This window comes from Amycolatopsis halotolerans, assembly GCF_042647905.1.
In the GTDB taxonomy this organism is placed as follows: domain Bacteria; phylum Actinomycetota; class Actinomycetes; order Mycobacteriales; family Pseudonocardiaceae; genus Amycolatopsis; species Amycolatopsis halotolerans.
Map to the genome: position 1 here is coordinate 1 of NZ_JBHRWI010000057.1, position 21,432 is coordinate 21,432.

At 68.6% G+C, this 21,432-nt stretch carries 17 protein-coding genes; 11 read left to right on the top strand and 6 right to left on the bottom strand.

Going from position 1 to position 21,432, the window contains the following annotated elements; genetic code table 11:
* Together ACFORO_RS37995 and ACFORO_RS38000 are read left to right on the top strand one after the other, a co-directional pair.
* The coding region (locus ACFORO_RS37995) for a transposase family protein (RefSeq protein ID WP_377896630.1) at positions 1 to 281 on the top strand (281 nt) is incomplete at its 5' end.
* A gap of 297 nt (positions 282 to 578) precedes the next feature.
* A complete protein-coding gene (locus ACFORO_RS38000; protein WP_377874575.1) occupies positions 579 to 1,364 on the top strand; it encodes an IS5 family transposase in 786 nt (261 codons plus the stop codon).
* A gap of 33 nt (positions 1,365 to 1,397) precedes the next feature.
* Here the strand turns inward: ACFORO_RS38000 and ACFORO_RS38005 are convergent, their stop codons facing one another.
* The 5 genes from ACFORO_RS38005 to ACFORO_RS38025 form a co-directional block, all read right to left on the bottom strand.
* Entirely contained in the window at positions 1,398 to 2,153 is a 756-nt protein-coding gene (locus tag ACFORO_RS38005; RefSeq protein WP_377896736.1) for a vWA domain-containing protein, read from the bottom strand.
* A gap of 176 nt (positions 2,154 to 2,329) precedes the next feature.
* Positions 2,330 to 3,259, bottom strand: coding sequence for an AAA family ATPase (locus tag ACFORO_RS38010; protein WP_377874573.1), 930 nt, complete (start codon positions 3,257 to 3,259; stop codon positions 2,330 to 2,332).
* A 5-nt stretch (positions 3,260 to 3,264) separates the two neighbouring features.
* Positions 3,265 to 4,386, bottom strand: coding sequence for an NDMA-dependent alcohol dehydrogenase (locus tag ACFORO_RS38015; RefSeq protein ID WP_377874571.1), 1,122 nt, complete (start codon positions 4,384 to 4,386; stop codon positions 3,265 to 3,267).
* A gap of 28 nt (positions 4,387 to 4,414) precedes the next feature.
* Positions 4,415 to 5,914, bottom strand: a complete 1,500-nt coding sequence (locus ACFORO_RS38020) for an aldehyde dehydrogenase family protein (RefSeq protein WP_354745112.1) — start codon at positions 5,912 to 5,914, stop codon at positions 4,415 to 4,417.
* Between the two features lie 63 nt (positions 5,915 to 5,977).
* On the bottom strand, positions 5,978 to 7,624 hold the full coding sequence (locus tag ACFORO_RS38025) for a sigma-54-dependent Fis family transcriptional regulator (RefSeq protein WP_377874568.1): 1,647 nt from the start codon (positions 7,622 to 7,624) through the stop codon (positions 5,978 to 5,980).
* A 128-nt stretch (positions 7,625 to 7,752) separates the two neighbouring features.
* Between ACFORO_RS38025 and ACFORO_RS38030 the strand changes: the two genes are divergently transcribed.
* Positions 7,753 to 8,322 (top strand): YdcF family protein, encoded by a 570-nt coding sequence (locus tag ACFORO_RS38030; RefSeq protein ID WP_377874566.1) that lies wholly within the window; start codon positions 7,753 to 7,755, stop codon positions 8,320 to 8,322.
* Between the two features lie 245 nt (positions 8,323 to 8,567).
* On the opposite strand, the gene ACFORO_RS38035 is transcribed toward ACFORO_RS38030, so the two are convergent.
* Positions 8,568 to 9,611, bottom strand: a complete 1,044-nt coding sequence (locus ACFORO_RS38035; protein ID WP_377874564.1) for a TetR/AcrR family transcriptional regulator C-terminal ligand-binding domain-containing protein — start codon at positions 9,609 to 9,611, stop codon at positions 8,568 to 8,570.
* Between the two features lie 85 nt (positions 9,612 to 9,696).
* On the opposite strand from ACFORO_RS38035, the gene ACFORO_RS38040 reads away from it, so the two are divergent.
* From ACFORO_RS38040 to ACFORO_RS38075, 8 genes are all read left to right on the top strand, one after another.
* Positions 9,697 to 11,163, top strand: a complete 1,467-nt coding sequence (locus ACFORO_RS38040) for an FAD-dependent oxidoreductase (protein WP_377874562.1) — start codon at positions 9,697 to 9,699, stop codon at positions 11,161 to 11,163.
* A 9-nt stretch (positions 11,164 to 11,172) separates the two neighbouring features.
* Positions 11,173 to 11,601 carry a MarR family winged helix-turn-helix transcriptional regulator gene (locus ACFORO_RS38045; RefSeq protein ID WP_377874560.1) on the top strand — a complete coding sequence of 143 codons (429 nt, stop codon included), beginning with the start codon at positions 11,173 to 11,175 and terminating at the stop codon, positions 11,599 to 11,601.
* Between the two features lie 42 nt (positions 11,602 to 11,643).
* Positions 11,644 to 13,878, top strand: coding sequence for an NACHT domain-containing protein (locus ACFORO_RS38050; protein WP_377874558.1), 2,235 nt, complete (start codon positions 11,644 to 11,646; stop codon positions 13,876 to 13,878).
* Between the two features lie 623 nt (positions 13,879 to 14,501).
* Positions 14,502 to 16,124 carry a ribosomal protection-like ABC-F family protein gene (abc-f, locus tag ACFORO_RS38055; RefSeq protein WP_377874556.1) on the top strand — a complete coding sequence of 541 codons (1,623 nt, stop codon included), beginning with the start codon at positions 14,502 to 14,504 and terminating at the stop codon, positions 16,122 to 16,124.
* Positions 16,121 to 17,737, top strand: a complete 1,617-nt coding sequence (locus ACFORO_RS38060; RefSeq protein WP_377874554.1) for an ABC-F family ATP-binding cassette domain-containing protein — start codon at positions 16,121 to 16,123, stop codon at positions 17,735 to 17,737. The genes abc-f and ACFORO_RS38060 overlap by 4 nt, the downstream gene beginning before the upstream one ends.
* A gap of 82 nt (positions 17,738 to 17,819) precedes the next feature.
* On the top strand, positions 17,820 to 18,947 hold the full coding sequence (locus ACFORO_RS38065; RefSeq protein WP_377874552.1) for a serine hydrolase domain-containing protein: 1,128 nt from the start codon (positions 17,820 to 17,822) through the stop codon (positions 18,945 to 18,947).
* Between the two features lie 63 nt (positions 18,948 to 19,010).
* The gene (locus tag ACFORO_RS38070) at positions 19,011 to 20,189 is read left to right on the top strand and encodes an SPFH domain-containing protein (RefSeq protein WP_377874550.1); all 1,179 of its coding nucleotides are present in this window, start codon (positions 19,011 to 19,013) and stop codon (positions 20,187 to 20,189) included.
* 25 nt (positions 20,190 to 20,214) lie between these two features.
* Entirely contained in the window at positions 20,215 to 21,348 is a 1,134-nt protein-coding gene (locus tag ACFORO_RS38075; protein WP_377874548.1) for a hypothetical protein, read from the top strand.
* The last annotated feature ends 84 nt before the right edge of the window (positions 21,349 to 21,432 follow it).

Consider the following 21,432-nt stretch of genomic DNA (forward strand, 5'->3'; position numbering starts at 1 on the left):
CCCAGGGCCTGAAGACCTTGGCCGACAAGGCCTACCACGCCGCCGGCACCGGCATCCTCACCCCGGTCAAGAAAACCACCGGCCGACCGCCGCTCACCCTCGACCAGCAGAGCTTCAGCCTGCTCCACACCCGGCTGCGCTGCCTCGGCGAACGCGCCGCCGCAATGCTCAAAACCCGCTGGGCAGCCCTGCGACACGTCACCCTCTGCCCGAAACGCATCGGCCACATCACCCAAGCAGCCCTCGTCCTCACCCACCACGAACACCACGGACGCTACTGAGAAAACCTCATTGGGGCGCATCTCGGCGAGCGGCGGGCGGGGCGGGGTGGGTCGTGAGGGGAACCCTCAGGGAATCAGAGTCCCTCAGAGGGCGTCTGAGAACTGGATGGGGTGGTTGGCGTGGTGATGCCCTGAGGTTGGGTGAGCTCCCGGTAGGACTGGTGGTTCCTACGCCAACCGTTCCTACCAGGAGCTCGTGTGTCAGTGTCGCCTACTTGCCCGTGCTTGTCGTGCCCGGCCCACGGTGACCGGGGTGCCACGTCATCGCCGCCGTGTCCGTTTTACCCGACCTCGTCGATGACCGATGCCCAGTGGGCGCTCGTCGGGCCCCTGCTGCCACCGCCGGGCAACATCACCGACAAGGGCGGCCGGCCCGAGAAACATCCGCGGCGTCTCGTCCTGGACGCGATCTTCTATCTGGCCCGTGGCGGGATCGCCTGGCGTCAGATGCCCAGTGATTTCCCGCCCGCGATGACGGTGTACGACATCTTCCGCCGCTGGACCAAAACCGGTGCGTGGCAACGGGTTCATGACGCCCTGCGCGACCGGGCCCGGGTCGGGGCCGGCCGTGACCCGATGCCCACCGCCGCGATCATCGACGCCCAGACCGTGCGCGGAGCCGACACCGTGCCCGCCGCCAGCGCGGGCTACGACCCGGGCAAGAAAACCAGGGGACGCAAACGGCACATCGCCACCGACACCCTCGGCCTGCTCCTCGCCGTCGTGGTCACCGCCGCCTCGACCCAGGACCGCGACGGCGCCCACCAGCTGCTGACGGCGCTGCGCGCCCGCTTCGGCGCCGTCGCCTGCGCCTGGGCCGACGGCGGCTACACCGGGCGCCTGGTCGCCTGGGCCAAACAGGTCCTCGCCCTCACCGTCGAGATCGTCAAACGCACCGACAAGACCGCCGGATTCGTCCTCCTGCCCCGCAGATGGGTCGTCGAACGAACATTCGGCTGGATCGTCAAACACCGCCGCTGCGTCCGCGACTACGAAACACTTCCCGAACACCACGAAGCCATGATCTACATCGCCATGATCATGACCATGTCCCGACGACTCACCCGCAACACAGACCAGTGACACCAGTTCTCAGACGCCCTCTCAGGGTTCCCCTCACGGACGGTCTAGCAGGGCGGCTAGTGCGGCGGGGGCGGCTGCGGCACCGGTCAAGGGCTGCCAGCGGGCACCTGCTTCTCGGGCGAAGAGTTCGGCTTCTTCGCAGTCTTCGGCTGGCGCCAGGATCAATAATTCTTCGCAGGCGCGGGCGGCAGGTAACGGGTCCTCGTCATCTGTTGCTCGGCAATCCGAGAGCAGGAGAATCGTTTTCCTGGCGGCTCGCGAGGAAGTCAGTTGCTCATTCGCCTTGCGCAAAGCCGCCGCTAAAGCAGTGACTCCGTGGCCGCGCAGCGACAGAACCGAATCCACCACCGACGCCTTCGAGCGGGAAGAGCGCAGGGGGCGGATTACCTCTGCGGTTCGGGCGAAGGAAACCACTGCGTGTTCCGCCGGTGCTCGCCACGAACACGCGGCAGCGGTGAGCGCGGCCGCTGCCAGGCGGGCTCCTGTCATTGAGCCGCTGGTGTCGATTACCAAGCACAGGGCCAATTCGGGTCTCGCCCATCGGCGGGCCACCAGGTCGTCCAGGGCGGGGACTCCGCCTACCGCGGCCGCGTCCACCAGTGCGGGCAGGGAGCGGTCCAGGTCTAGTTCGCCGCCTCGGTCGGCTCGGTCTCGGCGTAGTTTTCCTACTCCTCGGGCTCGGGCGACGCCGCGGCGTGCGACGTCGATCATCAGGCGGCCGGCGAGGCCTCGGGCGGCCGCGCGCAGGGATTCATCGGTGGCTTTGCTCATCTCGACCAGCAAGGCCATTGCCTCGTCCGCGTCCTCACGGAACGCGGCGCTGAAGGCTTCTTCGTCCAGTACGCCGACTTCGGGCGAGATTTCCGCGAAGCGGCCGTTGCGGGACAGTTCGGAGCGCGGGGTGGTGCTGCTCCGCGCGGAGCCTGGACGGGGTGACCGCTGCTGTTGGCCCGCCTGTGGCGGGCTCAGGCTTCCCCCGGCGGGTCACCGGCCTCTGAATCCGGCGGAGGGTTTTCTGTGCCGAAGACTGCTACGTACAGTTCGTCGATTACTGATTCCGCGGTGCGGCCGCTGGATTCGTGCAAGGCGATCCGGCCGGACAGGGCGGCCAGTGCGGCGTCGTGGCCGATTCGCCAGTCCGTGGCGGAAGCGCCGCGGATTCGGGCCAATGAAACTGCCAGGCGTACGACGTCGATGGCGCCGCGTACGGAGGAGCCGACTCGGACATCGCTGTGGTCGCGGGTGCGGCGTACCAGATCTACTACTTGGTCTCGCCATTCCGCGGGGACCGGCGGGCTCCGGCGGGCGACGATGTCGGCTTCCTCGTCTTGGCTTTGGTAGCCCATGACGATTCGGCAGACGCGATCGTAGATAGCCGACGAGATGCGGGCGGTGCCTACTGCGTCGAAGGGGTTCATCGCGGCTACTAAGCGGAAGCCGTCTGCCGCGCGTACTCGGCCTAGGCGGGGCACGTGCAGTTCGGCTTCGGACATTACCGTGATCAGGACGTTGAGGGTCTCCTCTGGGATTCGGTTGACTTCCTCGACGTACAGCAGGCCGCCGGTGCGCAGGGCTTCGATCAGGGGACCGTCCACAAAGGTCTCTGGCACGTAGCCTTCGGCCAGCACTCGCGAAGGGTCGAACTGGCCGACCAAACGGGCGGGGGTCAGTTCGGCGTTGCCTTCGACGAATACGAACGGTGAGCCGCCTGCTTCCGCGACTGCGCGCAGGAGCGTGGTTTTTCCGGTGCCGGGCGGGCCTTCCAACACGACGTGCGCACCGCAGTCGAGACCGGCCAGGAGCAGTTCGATTTCGCGGCGGCGGCCGACTACGTCCGCGGTCAACAGGGGCACCGCGGACTGCGGGCCGGAAACCGGCCCGCAGTCCGCAGACATTGCCGTCACGGTGCGTCGTGGACCAGCACGCCGCGCACGTTCCGGCCCTCCAGCAGGTCGTCGTAACCCTGGTTGACCTCGTCCAGGGTGTACGTGCGGGTGATGATCTCGTCCAGCTTCAGGTCCCCGCTCTGGTACAGCCCGAGGATCTTCGGGATGTCCACGGTCGGGTTGCAGTCGCCGAACAGGCTGCCCTTCACGGTCTTCTTGAACAGCGTCAGGACCGAGCCGGGGAGGTTGACGTTGTTGACCGACAGCTTGTTCAGCCCGGTCAGCACGATCGTGCCGCCCTTGCCGGTGGCGTTGAACGCGCCGGTCACGATCTCCTCGGTGACGATGCCCGCGGTCACGATCGTCTTGTCCGCGCCGTTGCCGTTGGTGAACGACTGCGCCAGCTCGGCCGCTTCCTCCGGCGTCGCGACCGCGTGCGTCGCGCCGAGTTCCATGGCCTTTTCGCGCTTGTTCTCCAGCGGGTCCAGCGCGATCACGTTCTTCGCGCCCGCGTAGCGCGCGCCCTGCACCGCGTTGATGCCGATGCCGCCGACGCCGGACACGATCACCGTCTCGCCCGGGCGTACGTTGGCCGCGTTGACCGCCGAACCCCATCCGGTCGGGACGCCGCAGCCGACCAGCACCGCTTTGTCCAGCGGCAGGTCGTCGTCGACCTTCACGACCGAGTTCTGGTGGATGGTCGAGTACTGGCTGAACGTGCCGAGCATGCACATCGCGCCGTACTGCTTGACCGGGCCGGGGCCGCTGAACGGGAACCGCTCGCCGGGGAGGTAGCCCTCGAGGATCGTGGCGCCCATGTCGCAGATCGCCTGCTGCCCGGTGGAACACCAGCGGCACACGCCGCAGTTCGGGATGAACGAGCACACCACGTGGTCGCCCGGCTTGACGCGGGTGACGCCGGGGCCGACGTCCTCGATGATGCCCGCGCCCTCGTGCCCGAGCACCATCGGCAGCCGGGCCTCCAGGTCGCCGTGCGCGATGTGCACGTCCGAATGGCACAGGCCGGCGTGCGTGTACCGGATCAGCACCTCGCCCTCGCCAGGGCCTTCGAGGTCGAGTTCGACCACCTCGATCGGCTTGCCCACCTCGTAGACGACCGCGGCTTTCGTCTTCATCGGGAACTCCTTTGTTCGAGCGGGCGGATCACAGCGCGATGTTCACGGACTTGGTCTGGGTGTAGAGGTCGAGCGCGGCCGCGCCCAGTTCCCGGCCCCAGCCGGACTGCTTGTAGCCGCCGAACGGCATCGCCGTGTCGAAGCCGTTGTACTGGTTGACCCACACCGAGCCTGCCTTCAGTTCCTTCGCAGTACGGTGCGCCTTCGCGACGTCGCGTGTCCAGACCCCGGCGGCCAGTCCGTACTCGCTGTTGTTGGCCGCGGCGGCCACGCCCTGTTCGGCGTTGAACGGCATGGCCGCCACGACCGGGCCGAAGATTTCTTCCCGGACGATGCTGAATTCCGGTTTCACGTCAACGAAAACGGTCGGCTCGATGAAGTATCCGGTGTCGCCCCAGCGTTTTCCGCCGGTGAGCGCACGGGCGCCGTCGGCGAGGCCCTCGCCGAGATAGCGCGAGACGCGGTCGAACTGCTCTTGGGAAACCATCGGGCCCAGCTGGGTTTCCGGGTCGAGGCCCGGCCCGATCTTCACCTGGCTCGCCGCCTGCGCGACCGCCTGGGTGAACTCCTCGAAGATCGTGTCCTCCACGTACAGCCGCGTTCCGGCGACGCAGCACTGGCCGTGGTTGAACATCCACGCGTTGACCGAACCCGGTACCGCGAGGTCGAGATCGGCGTCGGCGAACACCACGTTCGGGCTCTTTCCGCCCAGCTCCAGCGAAACCTTCTTCAGGTTTCCGCTCGCCGCCTGGACGATCTTCTTGCCCACCTCGGTCGAGCCGGTGAAAGCGACCTTGTCGACGCCGTCGTGTGCGGCCAGCGCGGCCCCGGCGTCGCCGAAGCCGGTGACGATGTTGACCACGCCGGGCGGGAATCCGGCTTCCTCGAACAGCTTGCCCAGCAGCAGCGCGGTCAGCGGCGTCTGTTCGGCGGGCTTGAGCACCACAGTGTTGCCCGCGGCGAGCGCCGGCGCGATCTTCCACGCGGCCATCAGCAGCGGGAAATTCCACGGGATGATCTGCCCGCACACGCCGACCGGCTCGCGCAGCGTGTAGGCGTGGAACTGCGCGTCCGGCGCGAACGGCATCGACACATTCACCGTGCTGCCTTCGATCTTGGTCGCCCAGCCCGCGTAGTAGCGGAAGACGTCGGCGGCCCAGTTCGTGTCCACGGCCGTCGCGATGGCCGCGGACTTGCCGTTGTCGAGCGCTTCCAGCTGGCCGAAGATCTCCGCCCGCTCGGACAGCAGATCGCCGATGCGCCAGATCAGCCGTTCGCGTTCGTTCGGCTTCATCGCGGCCCACGGACCCGCGTCGAACGCCTTGCGCGCGGCGGCGACGGCGCGGTTGACGTCCTCGGCCTCGCCGTGCGCGACCTCAGCGATCTTCTCCCCGGTGGCCGGATCGTAGGTCGGGAACGTCCGGCCCGACGCGGCCGGGACCCAGCGCCCGCCGATCAAGAGCTCCAGCGGGCCGGAAACAAACTCCCGGACCTGGGTGTGCAGGGGGAATTCCACCGTTGCGGTCACCTGACGCCTCCTCACTTCGTTGTGACGGAGGTCATCGTCACCCGGCGGACCGGGGGCGAAGTGTTACAGAAGTGGACAGTCGTCGGTCACGCCCAGCGCCTGCATGCGGCGATACAGCGTGGTGCGGCTGATGCCGAGTTCGCGGGCCGCGCGCAGCTTGTTGCCCTCGCTGGCGCGCAACGCCGTGACGATCGCGTTCCGTTCGGCGAGTTCGCGCCCGCCGAGCTGCCTCGTGCGCGAACTGCCGCGGCACGCGGGCGGCAGCTGCGCGAGGTCGATCACCCCCGTGTACGGGAGGCGGGACACTTCGCGCATCACCGCGCGGAGTTCGTGCAGGTTGCCCGGCCACGGATGCGTGCGCAGCGCGGCGAGCGCGGTGCCGGTGAAGTGCGGTTTCCGATCCGGATATTCGTCGCGGAGCATCGTGACGGCGATCGCGGGCCGGTCGTCGAGGCGCTCGCGCAGCGGGGCGAGGGTGACGGTTTCCGCGCATCTCGCCGCGATCGCCGCGACGGCTGGGGACATCGCGTCCGACGGGACGGAAGTGAGCAGCAACCGGGCCGATTCGGAGTTGTCGAGCGCCTCGCCGACCAACGGGAGCAGGCTCTCCGGAAGCAGGTGGACGTCGTCCAGGACAACGGCGGTGTGCGGCTGCGCGACGAGGTCAGTGAATCTTGTTGCCCAGGCCCGGGGTTCCTCGCGGAGAGCGGCGGCGGCATGCAGGACGACCGGGTCGTCGACACCGGCCCGCGCGCGGGCCGCGGTGGTGCGGCCGGTGCCCGGTTCGCCCGTGACGAGGACCGAGCGCGCGGGTTTTGTCGCTGCCGGAGCCGGTTTTCGGCTGCTGCTCGGTGCCTTCGCGATGCGGAAGACGGCGCCGTCCGTCGAACCCTCGACGCGTTCGGCTACGACCGAAAGACTGATTCCGTCACCCACATCGAGGCGAGTGTCGAATACTCCGCGTTCCGGCACTTGCGGCAGCAACGTGCGCAGCAGGGTCGGATCGGCGGGACGAAGCTGTTCGATGCAGGTTTCGTTGGCGAACACCAGGTCCCCGCCGAGCACCGCGACCGGCACGCTGCGGTGGTGCGTCGCCTGCTGGAACGCGAGGAACAACCGACGCTCGCAGGCGCGGGCGCTCTCCAGCACGAGCTGCTCGATGTCGCCGACGACGCGTTTCACCAGCGGGCCGAAGAGCGGGTTGCCGCTGTCGCTCTCGCCGGTGATGTCGAGGACGCCTTCGATGCGTCCGGTGAGCGGATGGCGGATCGGATGGCCGTAACAGCTGAACCGCTTCAACGCGTCGGCGTAGTGCTCCTGGCCGTGGATTTCCACCGCCTGGCGCGATTCGTGCGGCGTGCCGAGCGCGTTCGTGCCGACGCGGCCCTCGCTGAGCTGCGAACCGTGCAGCACGCCGAGGTCTTCCAGCTGGCGTTGCAGGCCGCGGTCGCCGAACCAGCGGAAGACGAGGCGGCAGTCGCGGTCGGCGAGCAGGATGGAGAACCGGGTGCCGGTGAGCTGTTCGACGAGCTGGTCCAGCACCGGGCGGGCGGCGGTCATCAGCCGGCTGCGCGGATCGACCTCGGCGATCGAAATCGCGGCCCGGTCCAGCTCCGGCTCCACGCCGAACAGCCGGGACCGGCGCCACGAATCGGCGATCGGCGGCCGCAGGACGGCGGAGCCCTGCGACGGTATCCCTCCGAGCGACACTGCTCCTCCCGACTACCGGACGGCGACGTAGCGGTTCGTGTGACAGTACCTTCGCGGATCGACAAGTTCCAGACGTGCGTCTTTCCCGACCCTCTCTGTCCTTTGTGGACAATGGTAAGATCGGGTGAATGCCGCGACGTCTTCTGATGCTTTTCGTCCTGGTGTTCGGCTGGGCCGAATGGGAACACTGGCGATCCTCGCGTCGCGGAATGGGCGACCGCCCCGGGACGGCGGGGACCGGCGAGGCGGTCGTCGTGCTCGGGTACCGGAACGGCGGGTCGCGGGCCAATTTCGTGAACCGCTGGCGAGTCCGGGCGGCGGTACGTTCCCAGGCGCCCGGACGTTCGCGCCTGGTGCTGTGCGGCGGCGCCGTCGGCGGTGCGGAGGCGGAGGCCGTGCTGCTGGCGCGGTATGCGCGGGAGTACGGCTACCGCGGTTCGCTCGTCCTCGAAACCGAGAGCCGGTCGACGTGGGAGAACGTGGTCGGCGCGGTGCCGTTGATCGAGGACGCGGACCGGATCAAGATCGTCTCGAATTCCTTGCACGCGGAGAAAGCACGCCACTACCTGCGGAAGCAGCGGCCGGATTTGGCGGAGCGGCTGGTGCCCGCGGCGGATTACCGGTTCGGGGAGTTGCTGGCGGTGAAGCCAGTGCTGGCGGTGCTGGGGTTGCAGAGGTTGCGACGGCTTCGGCGGTGAGGCGGGGCGTCTCGCTGAAGCTCGGCGCTGGAGCACGTTCCGTGCGCAAGACAGGCTGGGCGGCACCTGCGGAGAAGGACCCCGGCGAGCCGACGGCGCGCGAGCCGGTACCGAAGGAGGCCAGCCGCTCCGGGTCTCCCGAGCGGCAATTCCAGCCAGAACCCGCCGCCGCGCGAGCCAGCACCGAACGAGGCCAGCCGCCCCGGATCTCCTGAGCGGCAATTCCAACTAGAACCCGCCGCCGCTCAAGAACCCTCGACAGCTCCCGGCAGATGCGCGTTGATCTTGGCCACCAACGCTTCCAGCCCGGCCCGCTCGTCCGGTTCGAGCGAAGCGAAGACCATCTCGTCCGCCTCGGCCAGCACCGCGTCGAGCCCCGCGACCAGGCCGAGCCCGGCCGGGGTGGCGGAGACTCGTTTCCGCCCGCCCTCCGTGCGTCGCTCGACCAGACCGCGGCGCTCGAGCCCCTTCAGCAGCAGGGAGACATTCGCGGGCGTCGTGTAACTCATCTCCGCGACGTCTCGCTGGATGACGCCAGGCTGCCGCTCCAGGTAGCCGAGCACCATGGCCTGCTCGAAGGTGAGGTCGCGCGTTCGGCTCCATTCCTCGATCCGCTTGCGCTGTGCCTGGCGAATCGACCGGAAGAGGTCGCCTGGCATCGGTTCCAGCTGCCTTTCTTGGCTTGGAGTTAAGTCCTTAACTTGTGACTGGACGAGCGGAAGGAAAACCTCGTCGACGATCGACCGGATCCGTGCGGGCCGGGGCGGCGCGAGGTCCAGCAGCAAGTCGTGGCGCACCAGCTGGAACGGCAGTTCGAGCACCGCGACGGAGAGGTGCGCCAGGTCGATCTCGCCCCGGTCCTGCGCGCGCTGGTAGATCGCCCCTCGCGGGAGCAGCCGGTCGCCGATGATCTGGTCGCGGACTTCGCCAGGGGTGGCGCCGTCGCCGAACGACAGCCCGGAGAAAGCCGCTGCGGCGGCGATGGCGAGGAATCCGGCCAGCGCCTCGCTCGTCGCGGTCAAGTACGCGAGCAGATCGCCGCGCAAGCTTCCGGTGTCCGGGGCGGCGATCGGGTTGACGTCGCGGTGCCGCCGCATCGCGGCCAGCACGAGTTCGTCCTTGTTGGCCCATCGCCGATAGAGCACGGCCTCGCTCGTGCGGGCGCGGACGGCGACCGATTCCATGGTCAGCCGCGCGTACCCGGCTTCGACCAGTTCGTCCCATCCGGCGGCCAGCAACGCGGATTCCAGCTGCTCGCCGCGGCGGCGACGCACGGTTTCAGGGGCCACTCAACCCACAATAGAAAGGTTTGCCTTTCTTAGCAAGTTTCCCTACTCTGGCGGCCAGGAGTTCTTCGGAGCCAGGGGGTTGGAAATGTCGCAAGCAAACCTGTCCACGCCGGAATTGCCGGTCCTGATCGCCGGAGCGGGCCCGACCGGGCTCACGCTGGCCTGCGAACTCGCCCGGCGCGGCGTCGCGTTCCGGCTGATCGAAGCGTCACCCGGCCTTCGCCCGGGGTCGCGCGGCAAGGGTCTGCAGCCGCGCAGCCTCGAGGTGTTCGACGACCTGGGCGTCATCGACCGTATTCTCGCCAACGGCCAGGCCGCGATGCCGATCCGCCTGACCAGCCCCGACGGCCAGACGAGCGGCGGCCCGACCTACGAGGAACGACCCGATGTTCCTTACCCCGCAACGGTCATCACGCCGCAATGGCGGGTCGAAGAAACCCTCGGCCTGCGGCTGGCCGAACTCGGCGGAACGGTCGAATTCGGCACCGCACTCGAGAGTTTCGACCAATCCGCCGACGCCGTGACGGCAGTGCTGCGCACCGGCGACCGGACCGAAACCGTCCGCGCGGAGTGGCTGATCGGCTGCGACGGCGGCCGCGGCGTCGTCCGCAAACAAGCCGGGATCGCGTTCGAAGGCGAGACGGACGAGCGGATCCGGATGATCGTCGCCGACCTGGCCGTCGACGGCCTCGACCGCGACGCCTGGCACATGTGGCGCTGCGAGGAGGGTTTCGTCAGCCTCTGCCCGCTGCCGTCCACCAACCTGTTCCAGTACCAAGCGCCCATCCTCGGCGAATCCGACCTCGACCTCTCCACCCTGCAAACGATCTTCGACCGGCGAAGCGGCCGCACCGACATCCGCCTGCACACCCCGGAATGGACGTCCGTGTGGCGCTCCAACACCCGCTTGGCCGACCGTTACCGCGAGGGCCGCGTCTTCCTCGCCGGCGACGCCGCGCACGTGCACTCCCCCGCCGGCGGCCAGGGCATGAACACCGGCATCCAGGACGCGCACAACCTGGGCTGGAAACTCGCCACCGGGGTGCCGGGGCTGCTGGACACCTACGAGTCCGAACGCCGCCCGATCGCCATCGGCGTGCTGCAGCTGTCGACCGCGCGGCTGGCCGAGGCCGCCAAACAGAAGAGCATCCCCATCCGCAGCGACCGGGACACGACCCAGCTCAACGTCAACTACCGCGGTTCCGTCCTGGCCCGCGACGACCGTGCCGATTCCGCGCAGCTCCGCGCGGGCGACCGCGCTCCCGACGCCCCCGGCCTCACCACCACGACCGGCAAATGCCGCCTGTTCGACCTCACCCGCGGCGGCCAGTTCACCCTGCTGAACTTCGGCCCCCGCTTCGAGTCCGCTGTCCGCACCTTCCATGTCGTTCCCGAGGCCGCCGCCGAGGACGAGGTCGCCGATTCCTCCGGACACCTGGCCCGCGCGTACTCCCCGACCGACCGCACCCTGGTCCTGCTCCGCCCCGACGGCTACGTCGGCCTGATCTCGGACGCGGGCGACCTCACGGCTGTCACGGAGTACCTGCTCTAGCCTCTTCCCATGTCCGCCCCCGACGAACTGGCCGCGACGCTGTACGGCGCGGTCAGCCTGATCGCCCGCAGGCTGCGCCAAAGCCAGGTCGCGGCCGAACTGTCCCTGCCGGAACGCTCCGCGCTGTCCCGCCTGGACCGCGACGGCCCGGCCACCACCGCCGCGCTGGCCCGCGCCGAGCAAATCACCCCGCAGGCCATGAGCACGACCATCAGCGGCCTGGCCACGCGCGGTTTCGTCACCCGCGACGCCGACCCCGCCGACGGACGCCAGATGATCGTCTCGCTGACCCCCGAGGGCAGCGAGGTGCTGCGCGCCCGCCGCGACGCCCGGATGCGCCAGTTCGCGGCTTCGCTCAGCTCGGGCTTTTCGCCGGAGGAGCTGGCGGTGCTGAAGGAGGCAGCACCGTTGCTGGAACGGCTGGGCCAGACGTTCTGAACCGCTCCACTGTGCGCCTTTGACTCGCTACGGTGGTGCGTCATGAGCGGGCTGGAAGCGGGTGCGGTCAAGATCGGCGGGAAAATCGCGACACACGCGGCTAAGTCGTGGTTGCAGCGATGGAAGGACCGGAAGACCCGCGGACTGAGCCTGGTCGAACTCGCTGCCGGTGCCGGGCCGCTCGGACAGGCGAACCTGGATCGGCTGCTGCAGACCATCGGAACCCAGGTGGCGACTGAGCTGGAACCGGTGCTGCGGAACGAATATGCCGCGTTGCCGGAGGCCGAGTCCGGTGTTGTGTTCGCCGCCGTCGAAGACGCGCTGGACCAGGTAGACCTCTCCGACAGGTCCCTCCTCGCCGACGACGCCGACGAGGAGCAGCTGGCCCGGCGGGTGCGCGTTCAGTGCCCGGCCAGCGAGTTCCTGTCGGCTGCGGGGGCGGCGCTGTATGACGTGGCTTTGGATCAGTCGTGCCGTCATCTGGTCCTGATCGTGCGGCATTTGCCGTCCTTCCCGCCGACGGAGCTGGTGGAGGTGCTGAAGCGGCAGAATCAGCAGTCCAATCAGCTGGAGGAGATGATGGCCCGGCTCCCGAAGACGAGCCTGGCCAAGGCGGGCATCGGCCACGCCCCGTTCCGCGACGAGTACCTGCGGATGCTGGCGGCCAAGCTGGACCACCTCGAACTGCTCGGGCTGACGATGGAGGACCAGCCGACACTTCCGTTGACGGTCGCGTACCTGTGCATGAAAGTATCCGGCGAAACCCCGCGTCGGCGAGAACCCCGCCAACCGGACTGGTTCGGCCAGCAGTTCGGCGGCACCGTCCGGGCAGAGAAGGCGATCCACCGCTCGGGCAGAACCTTGGTCCGAGGCGAGGCCGGTTCAGGAAAGACGACCCTGCTGGACTGGCTGGCCGTCACCGCCGCCCGCGGCACGTTCACCGGACGGCTGGCCGAGTGGAACGGTTTCGTCCCGTTCCCGGTCCGCCTGCGCAGCCTGCCCGACGGCCCACTACCGGCACCGGACGGCTTCGTCGCACTGGCGATGCCGACGCTGCGCGACCGGGTCCCTCCCGGCTGGGCCGACGAGGTGCTCCGCACCGGGAAGGCGATCGTCCTCGTCGACGGGGTGGACGAGGTGCAACCCGCCCGTCGGCGGGAGGTCAAGACCTGGCTGGGCGAACTCGGTTCGAGCTATCCCTCGGCGCGGATCGTGGTCACCTCCCGCACCGCGGCCGTCGATCAGCGCTGGCTGAAATCAAAGCGCTTCGACTCGGTCGTGCTGGAACCGATGACCGCGACCGACATCCGCGTGCTAGTGGAACGCTGGCACCAAGCCGCCGCGCACGTCCGTCCGAATGCCGATCTCTCCGGCGCGCAGCGCAGGTTGCTGGGCCAACTCGACAACGCTCCTCATCTGCGCTCGCTCGCGGCGAATCCGTTGCTGTGCGCGATGTTGTGCTCGTTGAACCTCTCGAATCGTTCGGAGCTTCCGCGAGACCGGATGACCTTGTATCGTCACGCTTTGTCGATGCTCGTGCACGCGCGCGACACCGAGCGCGACATCCCGGTTCTGCTTACGGAGCAGCAGAAGCACGTTCTGCTGGGGCATCTGGCTTGGCGACTGGTTCCGGGGAACAAGGCCGAACTGCCAATCGCCGAAGTCCGGGAACACCTGGCATACCGGCTGAAATCGCTACCGCACATCGACCGCAGCGCGGACGAAGTGGTGAAGCATCTGGTGGAACGGAGCGGTGTGCTGCAGGCCCCGGCGGCTGGCCGGATCGACTTCGTGCACCGGACGTTCCAGGAATACCTGGCCGCTAGTGAAGCGACCGAGGCCGGGTCCATCGACTGGCTGATCGCCAATGCCCACCGAGACACTTGGCTCGAGATTGTCGTGATGGCCTGCGGACACGCGAAGTACCACCAGGCGACAAAGCTGCTCAACGAGATTATGGACCGGGCAGACAGCGAGCCCAGGCACGCCCGCAGGCTGCGGCTGCTCGCTGCCGCCTGTCTGGAAACGGCCGGGGACGTGGATCCGTACGTAATCGAGCGGGTTCGGCGGGCTGTCCCCGACAATCTGGTTCCGCTGCAGAGCACAAGGGAAGCCACATCACTCGTGCTGGCGGGGAGCCGGTCGCTCCGCTATTTGCCAGAAATCCTCGAAGGGTTCAGTGAAGCTATCGAAGCTGCGACCGCGGCAGTAACGGCAATGTGCACCGCCGCTGCCGGTACGTTAGACGCAGGGCGAGCGGACCGGGGTCGCAACTGAAGCTCGCCCAGGCATGGGAGCGGATCGATATCGCTCGTTACGCCGGAGAAGCACTCAGTGAGGAAACTCGCGGTTCGCGAGTCGAGATGTTCGATGGCGATTTCGCCGATGTCTCGGGAGCGCCAACGCTTCGATCTCCGCTCTTGGCGTTCTCGCAGCGCACCACTCCGTGGAGAAGCCTTTGGCCCTCGCCAAGCTGACTGCCTGCCCCCGGAGTGAAGTTGTCCTGCTTCTGCTCCCTCGCCGTCCACAGTGGAACCCGGATGCGCATCCTCCGCTTCCTGGTACCCTGGCCAACGGACAGCAGCCCCGATCCAGAGGATTCCTATCGTGGCAGGTGAAGACGACATCTCCGGGTGAGCCCGGGGCACGGGCCGTCACGGCACCGGCCCCTCGCTGATCCCTGCGCGGCCCCAGCCGCGCGTGGAGGTTCCCGTGCTGGTCAGGCGAACGTACGCCACCGGACCCACGGGCTGCGAGGCATCCGATCACCGGCGAACGCGCCGATCGGATGAAGCCCAGGCACCAGCCGGGCGGCAGGTCGCGAACGGCCCTACCCAAGTCGTCCACACCACCACCAGCGGGGACTAACACGCCCTGCCGATCCACCGCGAGGCCGCACCATGTCCGATCTTCGTATTGTCCTGTCCGGGATCTCCTTCTCCTGGCCCGACGACACCCTCGTCTTCGACCAGCTCTCCGCCACCTTCCCGGCAGGCCGCACCGGGCTTGTCGCGCCCAATGGGGCCGGGAAGTCCACTCTGCTGAAGCTCATCGCCGGGCAGCTCAAGCCCGCGGCGGGGAGTGTCACCGTCGACGGGGTGCTCGGGTATCTCCCCCAGGACCTGCCGCTCACCGCGGACCGCACGGTCGCCGAGGTGCTCAGCATCGACGCGATCCTCAAAGCAATCTCAGCCGTCGAGGAGGGCGACGCGGCCGAGGAGCACTTCACCACCATCGGCGCGGACTGGGACATCGAGGACCGCACCCGTGCGCAGCTCGATCGGCTCGGCCTGGGCGATCTCACGCTCGACCGGCTGCTCGGCACGCTCAGCGGCGGCCAGGTCGTCTCCCTCGGGCTCGCCGCGCAGCTGCTGCGCAGCCCGGACGTCCTGCTGCTCGACGAGCCCACCAACAACCTCGACCACACCGCCCGCCAGCAGCTCTACTCAGTGCTTTCCGACTGGTCCGGCTGCCTGCTCGTGGTCAGCCACGACCGCGCGCTGCTCGATCGGATGGATCGCGTCGCCGAACTCGGCGCGGACGAAATCCGGTTCTACGGCGGAAATTTCACCGAGTACGAGCAGAGCGTGCAGGCCGAACGGGAGGTCGCGGAGAAGAATATCCGCAACGCCGAACAAGAGGTCAAACGCGAGAAGCGCGAAATGCAGCAAGCCCGGGAACGCGCGGACAAACGGGCGAGCAACGCGAAGCGCAATCTGTCCAACGCCGGTCTGCCGAAGATCTTCGCGGGCACGATGAAACGCAACGCGCAGGAGTCCGCGGCGAAGGCGGACGGTACGCACGCGGCGCGGGTCAGTGCGGCGAAGGCCAAGCTTGACCAGGCGGAGCGGTCGTTGCGGGAGGATCAGAAGATCAGCCTGGAGCTGCCCAAAACAGCGGTACCGGCGGGGCGGACGTTGTTTGCCGGCAAGCATCTCCGGGTGCGCGGGCTGTTCGCGGGCGAGGGCGCGGAGCTGTCGATCCGGGGTCCCGAACGCATTGCGCTCACCGGGCCGAACGGCGTGGGCAAGTCGACGTTGCTGCGGCTGATGCACGGCACGCTCACGCCGGACGCGGGCGAGATCAGCCGGGCGGACGGGCGGATCGCGTATTTGTCGCAGCGGCTCGATCTGCTGGATTCCGAACGCACCGTAGCGGAGAATTTCGCCGACGCGGCACCGGAAATGCTGCCCGCGGACCGGATGAACCTGTTGGCGCGCTTCCTGTTTCGTGGCGCACGAGCGCACTTGCCGGTCGGGGTGCTGTCCGGCGGCGAACGGTTGCGCGCGACGCTCGCTTGCGTCCTCTTCGCCGAGCCTGCCCCGCAATTGCTGCTGCTCGACGAGCCGACGAACAACCTCGACCTGGTCAGCGCCGGCCAGCTGGAGAGCGCGCTCAACGCCTACCAGGGCGGGTTCGTGGTGGTCAGCCACGACGAGCGGTTCCTGGCCGAGATCGGCGTCGACCGCTGGCTGCGACTGGAAAACGGGCAGCTCCGGGAAACGGCCGGGATCACGGAATGACCGCCCTGCGCGCGCACGAGATCGTGCGGGTGCTCGGGGAACGGCGCGTGCTCGACGGAGTGTCGGTCACCGCCGCCCCTGGCCGCCGGATCGGGGTGATCGGCGAGAACGGCACCGGGAAATCGACGCTGTTGAGAGTGCTCGCGGGCGTGGACGCACCGGATCGCGGCGAGGTCGTGCGGCCGCCGGATCTTGGCTTCCTGCACCAGGAAATGCCGTTCGACCCGGCCGAGACGGTCGCGGACGTCCTCGATCAAGCCCTCGCCGCGGCCCGCGAAGCGCTGGCCGAGCTTGACCGGGTCGCCGCGCTGCTCGCCGACGCGCCCGAAGATGCCGCGCTGCTGGCCAAGTACGCCGAATTGCTCGACCAGGCGCAGCAACACGAGGCGTGGGACGCGGATCGGCGGGCGGAGATCGTGCTCACCGGGCTGGGTCTAGAAGGGATCAACCGGGGGCGCACGCTCGGCTCCCTTTCCGGCGGCCAGCGCGGGCGGCTCGCCCTGACCGGGCTGCTGGTCCGCCGTCCGTCGGCGGTGCTGCTCGACGAACCGACCAACCACCTCGACGCCGAAGCCGCCGCGTTCCTCGAAGCGCAGCTGCGCGAACTGCCCGGCACCGTCGTTTTCGCGAGCCACGACCGAGCGTTCCTCGACGCGGTGTGCACCGACATCCTCGACCTCGACCCGGCCCCGGACGGCCCGGTGCGCCACGGCGGCGCCTACACCGAATACCTCGGCTGGAAACGGGCCGAACGCGAGCGCTGGGAACGGCAGTACCTCGAAGAGCAGGAGGAATTGGAGGAACTGCGCGACTCGCTCGGCGTCACCGCGCATCGGGTCGCGCCGGGCCGTCTCGCACCGGACAACGAGAAAATGGGGCTCGGCCGCAGGTCCGGCCGGGTGCAGAACCAGATCTCCCGCCGGACCCGGGCCACCACGCGACGGCTGGACGAGCGGGAACGCGCCCAGCTTCCCGCGCCACCGCCGCCGCTCCGGTTCCGCCCGCGAGCGCTGGCCGTCGAAAACCCGCAAGAAACCCTTGTCACGCTGGATAATGTGCACCTGACCGACCGACTTTCCTTAGACCGGCTGGAAATCCAGACCGACACCCGGCTGCTGGTCACCGGCCCGAACGGTGCGGGAAAGTCAACGCTGCTGCTGCTCCTGTCCGGAGACCTCACCGCAGCAGGCGTAACCCGACAACCCAGCCTAAGCACCGGAATCCTGAGCCAGGACACCACTTTCGCCCGTCCGCAACGCACCGCCCGCGCCACCTACCTCGCCGCACTGGGTCCAGAACGCGTCGCAGCCGTCCCGCTGAACTCATTGGGGCTGCTGACAAATCGCGAAGCTTCCCGGCCTGTCGGCGAGTTGTCCGTCGGCCAGCGCCGCCGTCTCGCGCTCGCGCTCCTCATCGCCGACCCGCCGCACCTGCTGCTGCTCGACGAACCGACCAACCACCTCTCCCCCACGCTGTGCGACGAACTGGAGGACGCCCTCGGCACCAGTCCGGGCGCGATCGTCGCCGCCACGCACGACCGGCGGCTGCGCGAAAACTGGGCCGGGCAGGTACTCCGAATCGGACCCGACCACCGCGTTGCGCCGTTAGAGTGATCCGCGCCGGGCGGATGTCCGGCGGGAAACCCCGGCAACGACCACCCCGCGGAACATCCGCCCGCGAAGGGACAACGAACCGATGCCGCACGAAACCCTGCGCCGCCACGTCGAGTCCGGGTTCGTCCCGGGCGCGGTAGCCCTGATCGCGCACGGCGACGACGTCCAGGTGACCTCGCTGGGATCCCTCGACGCCGAGGGCACCGCGCCAATGGCCCGCGACTCCATCTTCCGCCTCGCCTCGATCACCAAGCCGATCACCGCGGCCGCGGTACTGCTGCTGATCGAGGACGGCCGGTTCGACCTGGACACCCCCATCGCCGAATGGCTGCCCGAACTGGCCGACCCGATGGTCGTGCGGACGCCGCGAAGCCCGGTCGACGACGTCGTGCCCGCGGAAAAGCCGATCACCGTCCGCGACCTGCTGACCTTCCGCGCCGGATACGGCTTCCCGTCGGACTTCTCCCTCCCGCAGGTCCAGGAGCTGTTCACGGTGCAGACCGACGGCCGCGAGGTCCGGCTGCGCCCGGAGCCCGACGAGTGGCTCGCCCGGCTGGCCCGCATCCCGCTGCTGCACCAGCCCGGCGAGGCCTGGCTGTACGACACCTGCGCTGACCTGCAAGGCATCCTCATCGCCCGCGCGTCCGGCCAGTCGCTGCCGGATTTCCTCGCCGAGCGGGTGTTCGAGCCGCTCGGCATGACCGACACCGCGTTCGAGGTCCCCGCCGCCAAACGACACCGGTTCGCCAGCTACTACCGCGAGGGCGAGAACGGCCTGGAGCTGGCTGACGCCCCGGACGGCCAGTGGCGCGAGGTGCCGCCGTTCCCGGCCGGATCCGGCGGGCTGGCCGGCACGGCAGACGATTGGCACCGCTTTGCCCGAATGCTCCTTTCCGACGGCGACGGATTGCTGTCGAAGGAATCCGTCCGGCAGATGACGACCAACCACCTCACCGCGGAACAGATCACGGCCAATCCGGTCTTCCTCGAAGGCCAGGGCTGGGGGTTCGGCGGCGCGGTCGACGTCGAGCCGACACAGCCGTGGCAGGTCGCGGGCCGCTACGGCTGGGTCGGCGGCACCGGAACCAGCGCCTACCTCACGCCATCGACCGGTTCGGTGGCGATTCTTCTCACCCAGCGCGCGGTGGACGGGCCCGGTGGCATACCGCACATGCTGGACTTTTGGCGCGAGGCGGCCGCGCCGGAGTGATCCGCCGCGGGTCGCGCACTGTACTGTGGCCCGCGGGCACGAGGCAACGACGAGGGGTCAGACGTGGGCATCTTCGACAAGATCCGCGGCGAGTTCATCGACATCATCGAGTGGACCGACGACAGCCGGGACACCATCGTGTGGCGCTTCCCGCGCTACGACAACGAGATCAAGATGGGCGCCAAGCTCACCGTCCGCGAATCGCAGGCCGCGGTGTTCGTGAACGAGGGCCAGGTCGCCGACGCCTACCCGCCGGGCATGTACACGCTGCAGACGCAGAACATGCCGATCATGTCCACCCTCAAGGGCTGGAAGTACGGGTTCAACTCGCCGTTCAAGGCCGAGGTGTACTTCGTCAACACCCGGCAGTTCACCGACCTCAAATGGGGCACGCAGAACCCGGTCATCCTGCGCGACGCCGAGTTCGGCATGGTCCGGCTGCGCGCGTTCGGCGGGTACGCGATCCGCGTCGTCGAGCCGGTCGCGCTGCTGAAGGAGCTGGCCGGCACCGACCCGCAGTTCCGCACCGAAGAGGTGTCGGACTACCTGCGCAGCATGGTCATCAGCAAGCTCGGGCCCGCGATCGCGGCCGCGCAGGTGCCGATGCTCGACCTGGTCACCCAGCAGGACCAGATCGCGGGCAAGATCGCGGTCGCGCTGAACCTCGAACTGCGCGAGGTCGGCATCGAGATCTCGAAGTTCATGATCGAGAACATCTCGGTGCCGCCCGAGGTCGAGGCCGCGATGGACAAGCGGACCCAGATGGGCGTGGTCGGCGACCTCGACCAGTACACGAAGTTCCAGTCCGCGAACGCGATCGAGGCGGCGGCGAACAACCAGGGCGGCGCGGGCGAGGGGCTGGGCATCGGCCTCGGCATGGCGCTCGGCCAGCGCGCGGCCGGACCGCAGCAGCAGCCCGCCCCGCAGCAGTACCAGCAGCAGGCTCCCCAGCAATACCAGCAGCCGCAGTACCAGCAGGCCCCGCAGCAGCCGCAGTACCAGCAGGCCCCGCCGCAGATGCCGCCGCCGCTGCCGCAGGGCGAGCAGTGGTTCATCGGCGCGAACGGCCAGCAGCTCGGCCCGTTCGACCGCGCGGGCCTCGGCCAGCAGATCTCGGCGGGCACGCTCGCCCAGGACACGCTGGTGTGGAAGGCCGGCATGGCCCAGTGGACCGCGGCCGCGCAGGTGCCGGAGGTGTCGGCGCTGTTCGGCGCGGCCCCGCCGCCGCTGCCGCCGTCCTGAGCCGCATCAACCTTCTGGGGGACCCATGACTGAACCGCGCTTCCCGCAGGAAGGCGTGGCCAACACGACCTACCCGTGCGGCGGCTGCGGCGCGCGCCTGGAGTTCGCGCCGGGCACGACGGCCATGCAGTGCCCGTACTGCGGATTCCGGCAGGAGATCGCCGCCGGCGAGCGGGAGATCCGCGAGATCCCCTTCGCCGAGCTGGCGAACCTGGCGCGCAAGCCGGTGGGGTCGATCGGCAAGTACGTCTTCGTGTGCCAGCGGTGCGCGGCCCGGACGGAAACCAACGAGACCGCCAGCATGTGTCAGTTCTGCGGCGCGCCGCTGGTCATCGAGCCAGGAGCGTCCGGTCAGCTGGTCCCCGAAGGCGTATTGCCGTTCGCGTTCGACCGTCCCGCAGTCAGCACGCACCTGAAGAAGTGGACGTCCTCACGCTGGTTCGCGCCGACCGCGTTGAAGAAGGTCACCACCGCGGAGTCCACGAAGAGCACGTACATCCCGCATTGGACGTACGACTCGCAGACCGTGTCGGTCTACACCGGCGCGCGCGGCGAGTACTACTACGTCACCGAGAGCTACTACGAGAACGGCGAGCGCAAGACGCGCGAAGTTCGCCATACGCGCTGGTACCCGGCGCGCGGACGGGTCGCGCGGAACTTCGACGACGTCCTGGTCCCGGCGAGCACCCAGCTGCCGCTGCCGGAGCTGGACAAACTCGCGCCGTGGCCGCTGCTCGACTCCGCGCCGTACCAGCCGCAGTTCCTCTCCGGGCACTTCGCGCTGCGGTACGACGTGGAGCCGGAGAACGGCTTCGAAGAGGCGAAAAACCGGATGGCGCCGGTCATCGCCGACGACTGCAAGCACGACATCGGCGGCGACACTCAGCAGCTGAATTCGGTCGACACGCAGCACAACAACGTCACCTTCAAGCTGATGCTGCTGCCGGTGTGGGTCGCGACCTATGTGTACGCCGGGAAGAACTGGCAGATCCTCGTCAACGGCCGCACCGGCGAGATCCACGGCCAGCGTCCGTGGAGCAAGGTCAAGATCGCCGTCGCGGTGGTCCTCGCGCTGATCGTGATCGCGGCGATCGTCTACTTCGTCGCGACGAAGGGCCACAGCACCGGAACGACCCACCATTCCGTTACGCACCACTGAGTTTTCGAAGGAAGTGAGGTTCCATGCTGATGGGCATGGTTCTCGGCGACCGCTTCTCCCGCGTTTCGCGGGAGCACGCGGGTA